Here is a 13,323-nt window from a genome sequence, read left to right as displayed (position 1 = left end):
CCTTGAGATTTCGTCTCAGTGGAACACGGTGAGGGCGCCGGGCGCGATCCCGACCTCCACCGGCAGCGGCCCGAGCGGCTCACCGTCGGCGTACGCCGTGATGTCCGGCGCCTCGATCCGCACCGTACGGCCGCGCAGCGCGTGCACCGCCGGGTGCCCCACGTGGGTGCCCTTGGACAGCTTCGGGAACAGCTGCAGCAGGGTCAGCCGGGAGACCGGCTTGATGATCGTGACGTCCAGCAGCCCGTCGTCGATCTCGGCGCCGGCGCAGATCTGCAGCCCGCCGCCGTACGTCGGCCCGGTGCCGACCGCGACCAGCATCGCCGCGGTCTCGATCGGATCGCCGTCGATGGTCACGACGTACTCGAGCGGGGTGAACGTGCGGAGCTCGGCGAAGGTGGCGAGCGTGTAGCGGGAGCTGCCCTTCGGCCAGGACATCGCGTTGGCGCGCTTGTTCACCAGGGAGTCGAAGCCGCCGGCCACGACCGTGGTGATGAACACGTCCTTGGCCACCGCGAGGTCGATCGCGCGGGTCCGGCCGCCGATCACCAGGTCGGCCGCGGCGCCCGGATCACCCAGCGGTACGCCGATGCCGCGGGCGAAGTCGTTGCCGGTACCGGCCGGGATGACGCCGAACGGCATCCCGGAGTTGGCCAGCACCTGCGCGCCGAGGTGGATCGTGCCGTCGCCGCCGATCAGCGCGACCGCGTCCGCCCCGGAGGCGACCACCTCGGCGGCGATCCGCCCGACGTCGTCGGCGCACGTGGTGGTGTGTACGTCGACGGTCAGCCCCGCCGCCGCCAGCCGCTCCCGCACCGAGGGTGCGATCCGCGCACCACGACCCCGGCCGCTGGAGGGGTTCACCACCAGCGCGATCCGCCGACTCATCCCCTAGTCCGCCAGCAACTCGTCGTTGCGCACCTTGCGGCGTTTGTCGTTGATCCGGGCGATCACCTCGGACGCGAAGAACAGCAGGCACATCGGGATCGCCAGCAGGCACATCGTGAACGGGTCGCCGGACGGCGTCGCGACCGCGGCGAACACGAAGATCACCAGGATGATGTACGGCCGGAACTTCGCCAGCGCGGCGGCCGGCACCACGCCGACCATGTTCAGCAGCACGACCACCAGCGGGATCAGGAACGCGATCCCGAACACCAGCAACGTCCGGATCACGAAGTCCAGGTAGTGACCGAGCTCGATCAGGTTCTGCACCTGGTCCGGGGTGAAGCCCAGGAGGATCTGGATGCCTTTCGGCAGCGTCCAGTAGCCGAGCGCGATACCGGTCGCGAACAGCGGTGCGGCGATCGCGGCGAACAGGTACGCCCACTTCTTCTCGCTGCGGTGCAGACCCGGCGCGATGAACGCCCAGAGCTGGAACAACCAGATCGGGCCGGCCACGACCAGGCCGAGCAGCGCGGACACCTTGATCCGGAACGTCAGCGGGTCACCGACGCCCTGGAAGGTGAGCTGCGGCTTCAGGCCGCGGTTCTCCGCGAACGGCTTGACGGCGACCTCGAACGGGTGCTTCAGGATCTCCAGCGCCTGGTAGTAGATGAACCAGGCCGCGACCGTGCACACCACGATCGCGAGCACACTGATGAGCAGCCGGTTACGGAGCTCGACAATGTGTTCGCGCAGGGTCATCCGACCCTCTGGGTCCTTCGGGCGGCGGTCTTCTTTTGCCTTCCGTCGCCCGAACTTCACCATTGACACAGGTGAGACGTTCTGATCAGTTCGCCGTGTGCGTCGGCGGCAGGCCGTCGCCAGGCGTCTGGTTCGGCTGCGCCTGCGCCTGCTGGACCGGCTGCTGGACCTGGGCCGGGGCCTGCGAGGCCTCTCCGGTCAGCTCCGCGTCGTTCTTCTTCGGGCCGACTTCGTCTTCCCAGATCTTCTTCGACTTGCCGAGCTGCTTGACCAGCTGCGGCAGCTTCGCCGATCCGAACAGCAGCACGACGATCGCGAGGATCACGAGCCACTCTGCGCCTTGGGGCATACCGAGGAGCGGTGCTGCCATGTCGATCTCCCTTTCACATCGACTCGGGACTCGAGCCTGAGTTCGTGGCCGAATACTACGCCGGGGCTGCTGAGCGATCACGGGTCTGTCCAGACCCGGCCGTGGACTGCGCAGCTTCCAGCTTGGACTGGGCGGCGACCAACTCACGCGTCAGTGCCTTGCCCTGGCGCCACAGCTTCAGCGCGAGCAGGGCGAGGACGACCGTCCACACCACCACCACTGCGACGAAGAGCAGGAACCAGTACATACCCAGGAGCCTAGCCGGTTCCGGCCCGGGGCCCACGACCCGCGGTGCGTCTCCGCGGACAACGGTGTCGGAACGTGATGGTAAAACCGAGTGTCGCGCAGGGATTCCAACGGGCTGAGAGGGTGCGGATGAGGCGGATCGGGGTGACGGAGCGGCAGGCCCGGCTGGGGCGCCGGCACCGGCTCGGCGCGGGCTGCCAGGCGGCGGACGCGGTCGAGGCGGCGGCGTCGATGGTCGCGCTGCACGCGACCGACCCGGCCACCGTGCACCTGAGCGTGGCCGCGCGGGTGCCAGGGAGTGAGGTCGCGGGCACGGAGCGTGCTCTGTACGACGATCGGGCGCTGATCCGGATGCTGGGCATGCGCCGGACCGTGTTCGTCGTACCGACACCGTTCGCTCCGGTCGTCCAGGCCGCGTGTACGGACGACATCGCGGTGAAACAGCGGAAACTGCTGGTCAAGCACCTGGCCGAGGCCGGGGTCGCCGAGGACGCGGAGAGCTGTGGGCGCTGGCTCGCGGCCGTCGAGGAGTCCACGGCGACCGCGCTGGCGCTGCGGGGGTCCGCGACCGCGCAGGAACTGTCCGCCGACGAGCCGCGGCTGCGGACCCGGCTGAGCATGGCGGCCGGCAAGTCGTACGCCGCCCAGCCGTACGTGACGAGCCGCGTCCTGTTCCAACTCTCCGCCGACGGCCGAATCGTCCGCGGCCGCCCGATCGGGACCTGGCTGAGCGGCCAGCATCAGTGGTCACCGTCCGCGGACTGGCTGCCGGGTGGGCTCGGCGACAAGCCGCCGGCAGAGGAGGCACGTACGACGCTTGCGCGGGCGTGGCTGACCTCGTTCGGTCCTGGTACTGCGGCTGACCTGCAGTGGTACGCCGGATGGACGCTCGGGCAGACCCGTAAGGTGCTGGCTGCTGTGGAGGCCGTCGAGGTGGAGCTGGACGGCCAGGTTGGGTACGTGCTGCCCGGTGACGAGGAGCCCGAGGCCGCGGTCGATCCGTGGGTCGCGTTCCTGCCCGGTCTGGACCCGACGCCGATGGGCTGGAAGGAACGCGACTGGTTCCTCGGCCCGCACAAGTCGAAGCTGTTCGACACCACCGGCAACATCGGCCCGACAATCTGGTCCGACGGCCGCATCATCGGCGGCTGGGGTCAGCCGGAGTCGGGTGAGGTCCGGTACGAACTGCTCGAGGACGTCGGCGCCGACGTCACCACGCTCGTCGAGACCGAGGCGAACCGCTGGACCACCTGGCTGGCCGGGGTCCGCGTCACGCCCCGCTTCCGCTCCCCCTTGGAGAAGCAGCTCAGCAAGACCTAACCACGACGCTGCCTGGTGGGAGCGGCTAGATGTCGTAGGCCGAGAGGGCGTCGCGGGCGGTGGCGGCGATCTGGGTGGTGAGGTCGGGCGGGTCGAGGACCGTGGCGGCGCCGCCGAGGCGGAGGACCAGGCGTTGCAGCCAGTTGGTATCGGCGACGCGGAGCTTGACGATGAGGGAGTTCTCCGGGCCTTCTTCGACGGACTCGTTCGGGTAGTACTCCGCGACCCAGCGGGCGGGCGGGGCCAGGCGGAGGGTCGCCAGGAGGTCCTGTTCGGAGGGCTGGAACATGCCGTTCGACAGGTCGCGCGGGGTCGCCTCGGGCGGCGGTTCGCTCGGGAGGTCGAGGAGTTTGACGTCCGCGATCCGGTCGAGACGGAACAGCCGGACGTCCTCGGCCAGGCGGCACCAGGCCTCGAGGTACGTGCGGCCCTCGGACACCACCAGCCGCATCGGGTCCACGTCCCGCTCGGTCGTCTCGTCGCGCGACGGTACGTCGTACGTCAGGTGCAGGCGGCGCTTGGTCGCGAGGCCGCGGTTGACGGTCTCGGCGATCTCCGGCGCGGCCGGCTCGACGTGGACGTGCGCCGCGGCGCCCTCGCTCGCGGCGGCCGCCTCACCGGCGGCGCGTTCCAGCTTCGCGATCGCCCGGTCGACGGCGTCCCGGTCCGGGCCGGCCGTGACCTCCCGCAGGGTGCGGAGCGCGGTCAGCAGTGCGAGCGCCTCGTCCGCGGCCAGCCGCAGCGGGCGGGCCAGGTAGTCGGCGTTGTTGATGTGGATGACGCCGTCGCCCTCAGCCGCCTCGATGTCGATCTCGATCAGGTCGCCCATCTGCGCACCGGGCAGCCCGCAGAACCACAGCACCTTCAGATCCGCGATGATCTGCTTCGGCCGGACACCGAACTCCTTGGCGACGTCGTCGACGCGGGCCCCGTCGTTCTCCTGCAGGTACGGCACCAACGCCAGCAGCCGCTGCACCTGGTCACGCGCGCTGCTCATCCGGCCGCCACCGTCCGCAACCGCCACAGGACGCCGTCCAGTACGTTGCCCGGGCCCTCCACGACCGCGTCCGTGCCGTACGACGCGATCTCCTCGGCCAGCACCGACGAGTCGGCGTACGGGACGTGCAGCAGGTCCCAGCCCTCCTCGTACGCCTCGATGGCGTTCGCGCGGCGCCGCAGGCTCACGCAGGAGCCGGTCCGCGCCCGCACTTTCGCCTCGGAGGTCGGCCGCGGCGGGGCCAGTTCGGTCACCAGCGAGCGCAGATCCGTCCCGGCCGGCACAGTGAACGCGCCGGGCTGGCCGACCGTCTTCACCGCGCCGCCGATCCGCGACATCCGGAACATCCTGGTCGCCTGCCGGTCGCGGTCGCGGCCGACGACGTACCAGCGGCCGTGCCACGAGACGATCCCCCACGGTTCGAGGGTGCGCGTGGTCGGCTCGGACGCGCCGCTGCGCAGGTGCTGGAACCGGACCGCCTGCCGCGCCACCACGGCCGCCCACAGCGGGTCGAACGCCGGCTCGGACGCGCCGACGTGCGGCTCGATCGCGCTCAGCGCCGACTGGTCGGTCTGGATGCCGGCCGCCTTGAGCTTCAGCACCGCGGACGTGGTCGCCTCGGACAGGCCGGCGTGCTGCCAGACCCGGGCGGCGACCCCCAGCACGGCCGCCTCGTCCGGCTCCAGGTGCACCTCGGGGAGCTCGAACACGTCGCGGCGGATCCGGTACCCGACGTCGTCGGAGAAGAACTTGTCGATCGTGCCCATCTCGATCGGGATGCCGAGGTCGCGCAGCTCGTCCTTGTCCCGCTCGAACATCTTCTCGAAGGCGTCGTCGGTCTGCCCCGCGTACCCCTCGACGACCTCGCGGATCCGCTCCTTGGTCACATAGGTGCGCGCGACCAGGAGGCAGATGACCACGTTGAGCAGTCGCTCACTCTTCCGCGCCGACACCCGACCACCTTACGGCCTCAGGCGTCCAAAGCCCGCCTGACCGCACCGAAACTTCGAACACCGGTTCGACCCAGTAGGGTCCTTCGTGTGATTCGTTGGCGGGACGGTGTGGTCTCACGGGTTGGGAAGAGCTGGGCCGGGGCGCTGGAGCTGAGTGTGACGGTCGGAGAACAGGCCGTGCGCGCGTTGGCGTACCCGGAGCTCGTTGGTACGCCGGTTGTGGGCGACCGCGTGCTGTTGAACGTGGGCGCGCTGGACCGCGGCCTGGGTACGGGTGGCTACGCCCTGGTGGTCGCCGTACCGGACAGGCTCCCGGAGGACCCGCCGGAGCACGGCCACCTGGTGAAGGCGCGCTACACACCGCTGCAGGCCATGGTGATGGGCGCCGACGAGCAGGACTCCCCCGACCACGACGTACTACGGGACGCGGACGACCTCTTTGGTACGCCGGTAGTGGTCGCCGACCTGCACTCCGCACTACCGGCAGTGCTGGCCGGGGTCTACGAGGTGCGGCCGACCACACGGGTCGTGTACGTGATGACAGACGGCGGTGCGCTCCCCCTGGCGTTCTCCCGGAACGTCGCGACGCTACGGGACGCGGGCTGGCTCAGCGGCACCGTGACGGTCGGCCAGGCGTACGGCGGAGACCGTGAGGCCGTAACGGTCCACACCGGGCTCCTGACCGCCGTACAGGTGCTGGCAGCTGAGTTGGTCGTCATCACGCAAGGCCCCGGCAACCTGGGGACAGGTACGCGTTGGGGCTTCTCCGGTGTGCAATCAGGCGAGGCCGTGAACGCCGTAGGCACGCTGGGCGGCCGCGCAGTCGCTTCACTGCGCATCTCCGAGGCAGACCCGCGGCCGCGACACCGTGGCATCTCCCACCACAGCCTGACCGCGTACGGCCGGGTAGCGCTCCAGCCGGCCGATGTCGTCGTACCGGATCTGGACGGCGACTTCGGGGACGCCGTACGCGACGCGGCCGAGCCTTTGAAGGCTAGACACCACGTGGTCCGCGTAGGCGTCGACGGGCTGTACGAGGCGATGCAGGCCGCGCCAGTGAAGCTGTCGACGATGGGCCGCGGTCTGGACGAGGACCGTGCGTACTTCGAGGCCGCTGCCGCCGCCGGACGCCACGCCGCCGGGCTGGTGGACGTGCCTGCACGTAGCTGAGCAGTGGATCCAGGTCTACCCGGGCTGGGGTCGCAGCACTCCTGATCGGGAGGCCGTCCGCCGCGACAGTGGTGGTATGAACAGCACCAAGCACCGCCACCTCACGATCCACGACGTCGCCCGGCCGCAGCCGCCGCTCGCCGTCCGGGGAGCGACCGCGCTGTGGCTCGCCGCTGTCGGTGCCGGTGTCGCCGAGTCGGTCCTCGGTGTCGCCGGCGCTGTCGTCGACGGCGCCCCACTGCTCGGCCTGCTGATGCAGATCGCCTTCCGGGCCGTCGTGTACGGCGGCCTGTTCGTCGTCATCGACCGCTACTTCCAGCCCGGGGTCGGCTGGTCGCGCTGGCTGCTGACCGGTCTCCTCGGCACGGTCGGCATCGCGTCGCTGGTGGTCGGACCGATCGGCTGGCTGCTGCACAACGGCGACTTCGGAACGCTGCACTGGTCGGCCTCGTTCATCGCGTTCGGCGCCGTTCGTTGTGTGCACCTCACCGCGGTGATCACGGCGATCCTGCTCAGCTTCCACCCCGACGCGAACCGCTGGTTCAGCCGCCGCGCGGTCCGCCGTACCCACTGAAACGCCAAAGGACCGGCTCCCACACAGGGAGCCGGTCCTTCAGGATGCGCTTACTGTCCGGTCGACTTCGCGGCGGGGAACGAGTTGAGGATGTCGATCACGGCAAAGGCGTTGACCATCTTGCCGGCCTGGTCCTTCGAGGCCGGGAGTTCGACCAGCACGCGGCTGCCGACCGGGACGCCGGCCAGCCCGTCCAGGGCGCCGGTCTGACCGTTCGGACCCGGACCGACCTGGAGCTGGTCGGTCGGCGCGGCCGGCTGCGCGGCGCTCTGCGCGGTCGCCGGCTGCGCGTCCCAGGTGCTGGCCTGCTTCTTGCCGGTGTAGTCGTACACCACGTAGCGGCCGATGATCTGGCTGGACTTCTCGATCGGCTTGCCCTTGCCGAGCGCGAACACGATCGGCTTGCCGGGCTTCGCCGGCGGCTTGGTGCCGGGCGCGACGGTGACCTTCGGCTCGGCGTCCAGGGCGCCGGTGACGCTGATCTTCGTCGGCGTCGACGGGGTCACCGGTGCGGCGTTCAGCGGGGTGTCGTTGCCGGCCGCGCCGACCAGGTCGACGATGAAGATCAGCGTGTCGGTGCCGGTGATGCCGGCCTGCGAGTTGCCCGTGGACTTGTAGCCCTTGTCGGACGGGACCGAGAGCAGCACCCGGCTGCCGATCTTCTTGCCGACCAGGCCCTCGTCCCAGCCGCCGATGACGCTGCCCACGCCGATCGGGAACGACGACGGCGCGCCGCGGTCGTAGGAGTTGTCGAAGACCTTGCCGTCCCGCCAGATCTGGCCGAGGTAGTTCGCGGTGAGCAGCTCGCCCTTCTTCACCTCGGGGCCGTCGCCCTGCTTGAGGACCTCGGTGACCAGCTGCTTGTCGGGGTCACCCTCGCGGTGCGTGATGGTCGGCTTCTGCCCGAAGTCCGAGGTCACCTTGAATCCGGCGGCGTCGAAATCGTTCTTCTTGTCCGATCCGCACGCCACCAGGGACGACCCCAGCGCCGCGACAACGACCAGACTCAACAGCTTGCGCACGAAACCAGCACCTCGAACCATCCCGGCGCGAGTGTGCGCCGATTGCCTCCGGTCAACGACGCCGACCACCCTAGCTTGCGGATTCAACCGGAAGCGCAGCCGCCCGAGTCACCATTGCGTCACACCACACACAGTCACAGCGGTCAGAAACCCACGGCGTTGTGCGGGGCGCGATCCGGGCGCAGCATCGCGTCCAGCCGGGACACGGCTCCCGGTGTGTGCTCGACGACACGGCGCGAGTAGGCGAACTCACTCGCCCGTACGCCGCCCAGGTACAGCGAGCCCAGTTCGTTCACGCCGAGCGTGAGGTCCGCGGCCCGGTCGGTCGCCGTACAACTGGCACCGTCCGGCCCCGCGTCCAACAGCCATCGCCCCGACTCCACCGCCAGCACCAACGCGGCGCTCGCGGCGTACGTACGTGCCTCGAGAGCAGCCGGTACGTCGAGAATCCGCAGCCACAGGTTGTCCCGGGTACGGGTGAGCTTGAGCGCCCGCGGGTTCGTCAGCATCCACCGCAGCGGCTCGTCCACCGGTCTGCGCGCGGCCACGACCCGCTTGGTCAGGTCGAAGTCGAGCAACAGGCCCCACAGCGCTCGGTAAGCGTCAGCCGTCAACGCCTCGAACGCCTCCACCCGCAGTACGCCGGCCTGCGCCGGGTCCGGCGACCACGGCAGCCGGAAGATCGCGGCGCCATCGACCGCACCGGACACGTCCCGATGGACGAGGTGGTGCGCCGGGCCGGAGCCGTCCGCGGGCAGCCCGTCCAGCCCGTCCCACTTGCCTGGCAGCGGGCTGATCTCCCCCACGCGTTCGGCCCGCACCTGCTCGTGCAGCACCGGCCACACCTCAGCTGCCGTTCCGGCATCGACCAGTTCGAGCTGACCGGGATCCGTGAAGTCGTCGCGGAACGCCGCGTCGGTACGCCGTACCTCCCACCGGTGCTGGAACGTGGCCGGCGAGAACCCGTACCGCCCGTAGATGGTCCCCTCGCTGGCGCTCAGCCCCGCCAGGAACTCACCGCGCTCGCGGCAGTCGTCCAGCATCGCGGCCATGATCTTCCGCAACAACCCGCGCCGCCGGTACGTCGGCAGCACGGCCGTCGAGGTCACGCCGCCCAGGGCCACCTGCCGGCCGCCCGGAACGGTCAACTGGACCGAGACGATCGCCGACCCGCCCGCGATCTTCCCGTCCACGAACGCGGCCTGCGGGCGGAACCAGTCCGCCTGCAGCTCCTCGGCGTACCGCTCCAGGTCAGCAGCTGTCTTCGGGACCTGCGGCGGCCAGGCGGCACTCCCGGCGTACCAGGCCGACGGCTCCGGCTCCTCCTGCGGAAAGCCGTTCACGTACGGCAGAACACGCAAGTACTCGGTCGCTTCATCGGCCGTGATCGGCCGCACCTCGATCGTCATGCGCTCTTTCTAAGCAGCGCACGACGACCTGGCACGGCATTTAGCCGGGACCTACATGCTGGCGATGAGCTTTTCGACTCGCTCGTCGTGGGACTTGAACGGGTCCTTGCACAGCACCGTCCGCTGGGCCTGGTCGTTCAGCTTCAGGTGCACCCAGTCGACGGTGAAGTCGCGGCGCCGCTCCTGGGCGCGCTTGATGAACTCGCCGCGCAGCCGGGCCCGCGTGGTCTGCGGCGGCACCGACTTGGCCTCGAACACCCGAAGGTCGTCGACGACCCGGGTGACCGCGCCCCGGCGCTCGAGCAGGTAGTACAGCCCGCGCGGCCGGTGGATGTCGTGGTACGCCAGGTCGAGCTGCGCGACCCGCGGGCTCGCCAGGCCGAGGTTGTTCTGCGAACGGTAGCGCTCGATCAGCCGGTACTTGATCACCCAGTCGATCTCGCGCTCGATCCCGGACAGGTCGCCGGACTCGATCGCCTTCAGCGTCCGCTCCCACAGAGACAGCGCCCGCTCCACGTCCGGCGTCCCCAGCTCGCGGCGGTCGACGAAGTCCCGCGCCTTGGTCAGGTACTCCGTCTGGATGTCGAGGGCGCTCGCCTCGCGGCCGTTCGCCAGCCGGACCTCGCGGCGGCCGGTCATGTCGTGGCTGATCTCGCGGATCGCCCGGATCGGGTTGTCCAGGGTCAGGTCGCGCATCACGATGCCGGCCTCGATCATCCGCAGCACCAGGTCGGTGCTGGCCACCTTGAGCAGCATGGTGGTCTCGGACATGTTCGAGTCGCCGACGATCACGTGCAGCCGGCGGAACCGTTCGGCGTCCGCGTGCGGCTCGTCGCGGGTGTTGATGATCGGCCGGGACCGGGTGGTCGCGGACGACACGCCCTCCCAGATGTGCTCGGCGCGCTGGGACACCGAGTACACCGCGCCGCGCGGCGTCTGCAGCACCTTGCCGGCACCGCAGATCAGCTGCCGGGTGACCAGGAACGGGATCAGCACGTCGGCGAGCTTGGCGAAGTCGCCGTGCCGGGAGACCAGGTAGTTCTCGTGGCAGCCGTAGCTGTTGCCGGCCGAGTCGGTGTTGTTCTTGAACAGGTAGACGTCGCCGAAGATGCCCTCGTCGTGCAGCCGCTTCTGCGCGTCCACCAGCAGGCCCTCGAGGATCCGCTCACCGGCCTTGTCGTGTGCGATCAGGTCGGTGACCGAGTCGCACTCGCCGGTCGCGTACTCCGGGTGCGAGCCCACGTCTAGGTACAGCCGGGCGCCGTTGCGGAGGAAGACGTTGCTGCTCCGTCCCCAGGACACGACGCGCCGGAAGAGGTACCGCGCGACCTCGTCCGGGGTCAGTCGCCGCTGCCCGCGGAACGTACAGGTGACGCCGTACTCGTTCTCGAGACCGAAGATTCGCCGGTTCACATCACCCACACTACGGCGCCCCTCCGACAACCGGGTGCTGTCCCAGGCGCGCCGTCGTCCCCCGTTACCCCTTTGATGCCCGCAACAATGCTGCGACCGCCCGCATCGAGACGTGTGACGAAAGGTGTTCAGATGATCAGATACGGGCGAACGCTCGCCGCCGGGGCGCTGCTCGCCGCCGGCCTCGCCGCCTCTCCGGCCCACGCCGCACCGGCCACCACCACCGCGGCCTGCTCGCTGCGGCTCGGCTCCGTCACCACCGGTGGCGACCACACGGTCCAGACCATCACCGCTGCGCCGTCAGCAAGTGCGCGCACGGTGGGGCCGAAGGACCTGTACCCGGACGGCCAGGCGCGCCTGCCGACCGCCGTGCGGACTTCGTTCCAGCCGTGGGACGGCCTCGAGCAGCGCGAAGGTCTGGTCGTGCTCGGCGTCCGGATGTACGCGACGAGCTATTTCGCCGACGCGAGCGGCACAGCCGTCGTACCGCGGACTCTGAAGCAGACCCTGATCGGTGGGGGCTGGGACGACCTGCACAAGTACGTCGAGCTGAGCCATGCCGCTCCCGGAGGAATCGAGCGCTCGAACGTCTACTCGCTGATCAACCAGTTCACCGACGGGCTGATCGCTCGGTGGACTGTGACGCCGGACGGCTGGAAGTACTACACGACCTTCGCCGGCTTCGGTGCTGTCAAGACGATGGTGCTGATCGGTCAGGGCAGCACGTACGACACGTTCCTCGCGACCACCAAGGGCGGTGCCCTCTACACCGTCAAGGTCCCCACAGGGTCCGGCAAGGCGGTGGTGACCAAGGTCCGCACGTCGACGTGGCAGGGGTTCGAAACGCTCATCGCGGAGAAGTGCGGCAACTACGGGACGCTGCTGCTCGGAATCGACAAGGACACCGGCACCGGCTACTTGTACGCCGTCGGCCACGCGGACGGTGCGGCCACCGTCATCAAGGGCCTTGGCAAGGTTCCGGCCACCTTCCCTGCGGCCGACTCCTACTTCCGCTACTACGCCGGCGGCACCGTCCTCACCGGGGCCTGACCTCCACCCGGGGCTGGAAGTCCGGGTGGAGATGCCCTGACGGCTACTGACGTGCCCGGTCGGCGACTGACAGCGTCGGAGGCATGAGACGACGTACATTTCTCGCTTCGGTCGCCGGCGCTTCGCTGACAGGGATCCAGACGGCGTCCGCGGCCACCGACCGCATCCTGCGCCTCCCCGTACCGACCGGCCCGTGGCCTGTCGGTACGACGACCCGCGCGCTGACCGACCGGACGCGTTCCGATCCGTGGAACGGCTCGCCCACCCGCGAGATCGTGTTGACCGTCTTCTACCCGGCAACCGGCGTACGTGGATGTCAACGCGCTCCACAGCTCGCCCCTGCCGCGGCTGACGTGTTCAAGCAGCTGGACGCCGGCGTACTGCATCCAGAGCTCCCCGCGAGCGGTGTGGACTGGGCCGCCACTCTGACGCACTCGTACGTCGACGCGCCCGCTCGGCCCGGCCGGCGCCCGACCCTGCTCTACAGCCCGGCCGGTGCGGACCCACGGACCGTCGGCACGTCACTGGCCGAGGACCTGGCGAGCCACGGGTACGTCGTGATGACCATGGACCACCCTGGTGAAGCCAGCGAGGTCGTCTTCCCGGACGGACGCCTACGGGTCATCGAGATCAGCCCTGACGTTCAAACGGACCCAGTGCAGTCGCGGTTGATGATGGACACGCGCTTCGCGGACATGCGCTTCGTCCTGGACCAGCTGGACGAGCCTGTCGGCGTGTACGGGCACTCGGCCGGCGGTGCGACCGCCGCGGTGTCGTTGGCACATCCAAAGGTGCGTGCAGCCGTCAACCTGGAGGGCTATCTCGACACACTCGAAGGCGAGCTCTACGACATCGCCAAGAAGCCCTTGCTGCTGGCCGGGACCGATGGCTTCCGCGACGCCCGTTTCGACCGCAGCTGGTCCGCAGTGATGGCCCAGGGCGGTCCGGTACGCCGGGTCGAACTGTCGAACGCCAACCACTGGATCTGGAGCGACTACGCGGCGCTGGCACCCCAGCTGCAGTCAGCCGGCCTGATGACCGCGGCTCAACGCGCCAAGCTGATCGGCTCGTCCTCCTGCGGCGTCCCCGAAGTACGGCGCCTGGTCCGCGGATTCTTCGGCCCAACCTTTCGGCGCTGACGTGCATCGAGGT

14 protein-coding genes are annotated in these 13,323 nt (G+C 69.6%); 5 read left to right on the top strand and 9 right to left on the bottom strand.

All coding sequences use genetic code 11. The features are described from left to right. Positions 1–15: 15 nt before the first annotated feature. The 4 genes from ACFV9C_RS40285 to ACFV9C_RS40270 form a co-directional block, all read right to left on the bottom strand. Positions 16–888 carry a diacylglycerol/lipid kinase family protein gene (locus ACFV9C_RS40285; RefSeq protein ID WP_380202486.1) on the bottom strand — a complete coding sequence of 291 codons (873 nt, stop codon included), beginning with the start codon at positions 886–888 and terminating at the stop codon, positions 16–18. A gap of 3 nt (positions 889–891) precedes the next feature. Next, positions 892–1,647 (bottom strand): twin-arginine translocase subunit TatC, encoded by a 756-nt coding sequence (tatC, locus tag ACFV9C_RS40280; RefSeq protein WP_380202485.1) that lies wholly within the window; start codon positions 1,645–1,647, stop codon positions 892–894. An 85-nt stretch (positions 1,648–1,732) separates the two neighbouring features. Further along, a complete protein-coding gene (locus ACFV9C_RS40275) occupies positions 1,733–2,017 on the bottom strand; it encodes a twin-arginine translocase TatA/TatE family subunit (RefSeq protein ID WP_380202484.1) in 285 nt (94 codons plus the stop codon). A gap of 55 nt (positions 2,018–2,072) precedes the next feature. Continuing rightward, positions 2,073–2,264 carry a hypothetical protein gene (locus ACFV9C_RS40270; RefSeq protein ID WP_380202482.1) on the bottom strand — a complete coding sequence of 64 codons (192 nt, stop codon included), beginning with the start codon at positions 2,262–2,264 and terminating at the stop codon, positions 2,073–2,075. A 128-nt stretch (positions 2,265–2,392) separates the two neighbouring features. Here ACFV9C_RS40270 and ACFV9C_RS40265 point away from each other — a divergent pair, with 128 nt between their 5' ends. After that, a complete protein-coding gene (locus ACFV9C_RS40265; RefSeq protein WP_380202480.1) occupies positions 2,393–3,583 on the top strand; it encodes a winged helix DNA-binding domain-containing protein in 1,191 nt (396 codons plus the stop codon). A gap of 25 nt (positions 3,584–3,608) precedes the next feature. Here the strand turns inward: ACFV9C_RS40265 and ACFV9C_RS40260 are convergent, their stop codons facing one another. Both ACFV9C_RS40260 and ACFV9C_RS40255 read right to left on the bottom strand, forming a co-directional pair. After that, positions 3,609–4,580, bottom strand: coding sequence for a helix-turn-helix transcriptional regulator (locus ACFV9C_RS40260; RefSeq protein ID WP_380202478.1), 972 nt, complete (start codon positions 4,578–4,580; stop codon positions 3,609–3,611). Next, entirely contained in the window at positions 4,577–5,533 is a 957-nt protein-coding gene (locus ACFV9C_RS40255) for a helix-turn-helix transcriptional regulator (protein WP_380202476.1), read from the bottom strand. The genes ACFV9C_RS40260 and ACFV9C_RS40255 overlap by 4 nt, the downstream gene beginning before the upstream one ends. A gap of 87 nt (positions 5,534–5,620) precedes the next feature. Here ACFV9C_RS40255 and ACFV9C_RS40250 point away from each other — a divergent pair, with 87 nt between their 5' ends. Together ACFV9C_RS40250 and ACFV9C_RS40245 are read left to right on the top strand one after the other, a co-directional pair. Then, positions 5,621–6,703, top strand: coding sequence for a DUF3866 family protein (locus ACFV9C_RS40250; RefSeq protein WP_380202474.1), 1,083 nt, complete (start codon positions 5,621–5,623; stop codon positions 6,701–6,703). Positions 6,704–6,779: 76 nt separating this feature from the next. Beyond that, positions 6,780–7,277: a hypothetical protein gene (locus tag ACFV9C_RS40245; protein WP_380202472.1), complete on the top strand. Its 498-nt coding sequence runs from the start codon at positions 6,780–6,782 to the stop codon at positions 7,275–7,277. Positions 7,278–7,327: 50 nt separating this feature from the next. On the opposite strand, the gene ACFV9C_RS40240 is transcribed toward ACFV9C_RS40245, so the two are convergent. The 3 genes from ACFV9C_RS40240 to pafA all read right to left on the bottom strand — a co-directional run bounded on the left by ACFV9C_RS40240 (position 7,328) and on the right by pafA (position 11,121). Continuing rightward, complete coding sequence (locus ACFV9C_RS40240; RefSeq protein ID WP_380202470.1) at positions 7,328–8,299, bottom strand: FKBP-type peptidyl-prolyl cis-trans isomerase; 972 nt, start codon at positions 8,297–8,299, stop codon at positions 7,328–7,330. Positions 8,300–8,442: 143 nt separating this feature from the next. Continuing rightward, on the bottom strand, positions 8,443–9,708 hold the full coding sequence (locus tag ACFV9C_RS40235) for a GNAT family N-acetyltransferase (protein ID WP_380202468.1): 1,266 nt from the start codon (positions 9,706–9,708) through the stop codon (positions 8,443–8,445). A 51-nt stretch (positions 9,709–9,759) separates the two neighbouring features. Next, the gene (gene pafA, locus ACFV9C_RS40230) at positions 9,760–11,121 is read right to left on the bottom strand and encodes a Pup--protein ligase (protein WP_380202466.1); all 1,362 of its coding nucleotides are present in this window, start codon (positions 11,119–11,121) and stop codon (positions 9,760–9,762) included. A gap of 132 nt (positions 11,122–11,253) precedes the next feature. Here pafA and ACFV9C_RS40225 point away from each other — a divergent pair, with 132 nt between their 5' ends. Together ACFV9C_RS40225 and ACFV9C_RS40220 are read left to right on the top strand one after the other, a co-directional pair. Further along, the gene (locus tag ACFV9C_RS40225; protein WP_380202464.1) at positions 11,254–12,171 is read left to right on the top strand and encodes a hypothetical protein; all 918 of its coding nucleotides are present in this window, start codon (positions 11,254–11,256) and stop codon (positions 12,169–12,171) included. An 83-nt stretch (positions 12,172–12,254) separates the two neighbouring features. Next, positions 12,255–13,310 carry an alpha/beta hydrolase gene (locus ACFV9C_RS40220; protein WP_380202462.1) on the top strand — a complete coding sequence of 352 codons (1,056 nt, stop codon included), beginning with the start codon at positions 12,255–12,257 and terminating at the stop codon, positions 13,308–13,310. Positions 13,311–13,323 lie beyond the last annotated feature (13 nt).

This window comes from Kribbella sp. NPDC059898, from assembly GCF_042730855.1.
In the GTDB taxonomy this organism is placed as follows: Bacteria; Actinomycetota; Actinomycetes; order Propionibacteriales; family Kribbellaceae; genus Kribbella.
The sequence above is the reverse complement of the archived record's forward strand: the minus strand, read 5'-3'. Positions and strand labels throughout refer to the sequence as shown.

Excerpts from the sequence above, each read along its gene's own strand:
- ACFV9C_RS40275 (WP_380202484.1), bottom strand. The coding sequence starts at position 2,017 with ATGGCAGCACCGCTCCTCGGTATGCCCCAAGGCGCAGAGTGGCTCGTG.
- ACFV9C_RS40225 (WP_380202464.1), top strand. The coding sequence starts at position 11,254 with ATGATCAGATACGGGCGAACGCTCGCCGCCGGGGCGCTGCTCGCCGCC.
- ACFV9C_RS40245 (WP_380202472.1), top strand. The coding sequence starts at position 6,780 with ATGAACAGCACCAAGCACCGCCACCTCACGATCCACGACGTCGCCCGG.
- ACFV9C_RS40220 (WP_380202462.1), top strand. The coding sequence starts at position 12,255 with ATGAGACGACGTACATTTCTCGCTTCGGTCGCCGGCGCTTCGCTGACA.
- tatC (WP_380202485.1), bottom strand. The coding sequence starts at position 1,647 with ATGACCCTGCGCGAACACATTGTCGAGCTCCGTAACCGGCTGCTCATC.
- ACFV9C_RS40260 (WP_380202478.1), bottom strand. The coding sequence starts at position 4,580 with ATGAGCAGCGCGCGTGACCAGGTGCAGCGGCTGCTGGCGTTGGTGCCG.
- ACFV9C_RS40285 (WP_380202486.1), bottom strand. The coding sequence starts at position 888 with ATGAGTCGGCGGATCGCGCTGGTGGTGAACCCCTCCAGCGGCCGGGGT.
- ACFV9C_RS40270 (WP_380202482.1), bottom strand. The coding sequence starts at position 2,264 with ATGTACTGGTTCCTGCTCTTCGTCGCAGTGGTGGTGGTGTGGACGGTC.
- ACFV9C_RS40265 (WP_380202480.1), top strand. The coding sequence starts at position 2,393 with ATGAGGCGGATCGGGGTGACGGAGCGGCAGGCCCGGCTGGGGCGCCGG.
- ACFV9C_RS40235 (WP_380202468.1), bottom strand. The coding sequence starts at position 9,708 with ATGACGATCGAGGTGCGGCCGATCACGGCCGATGAAGCGACCGAGTAC.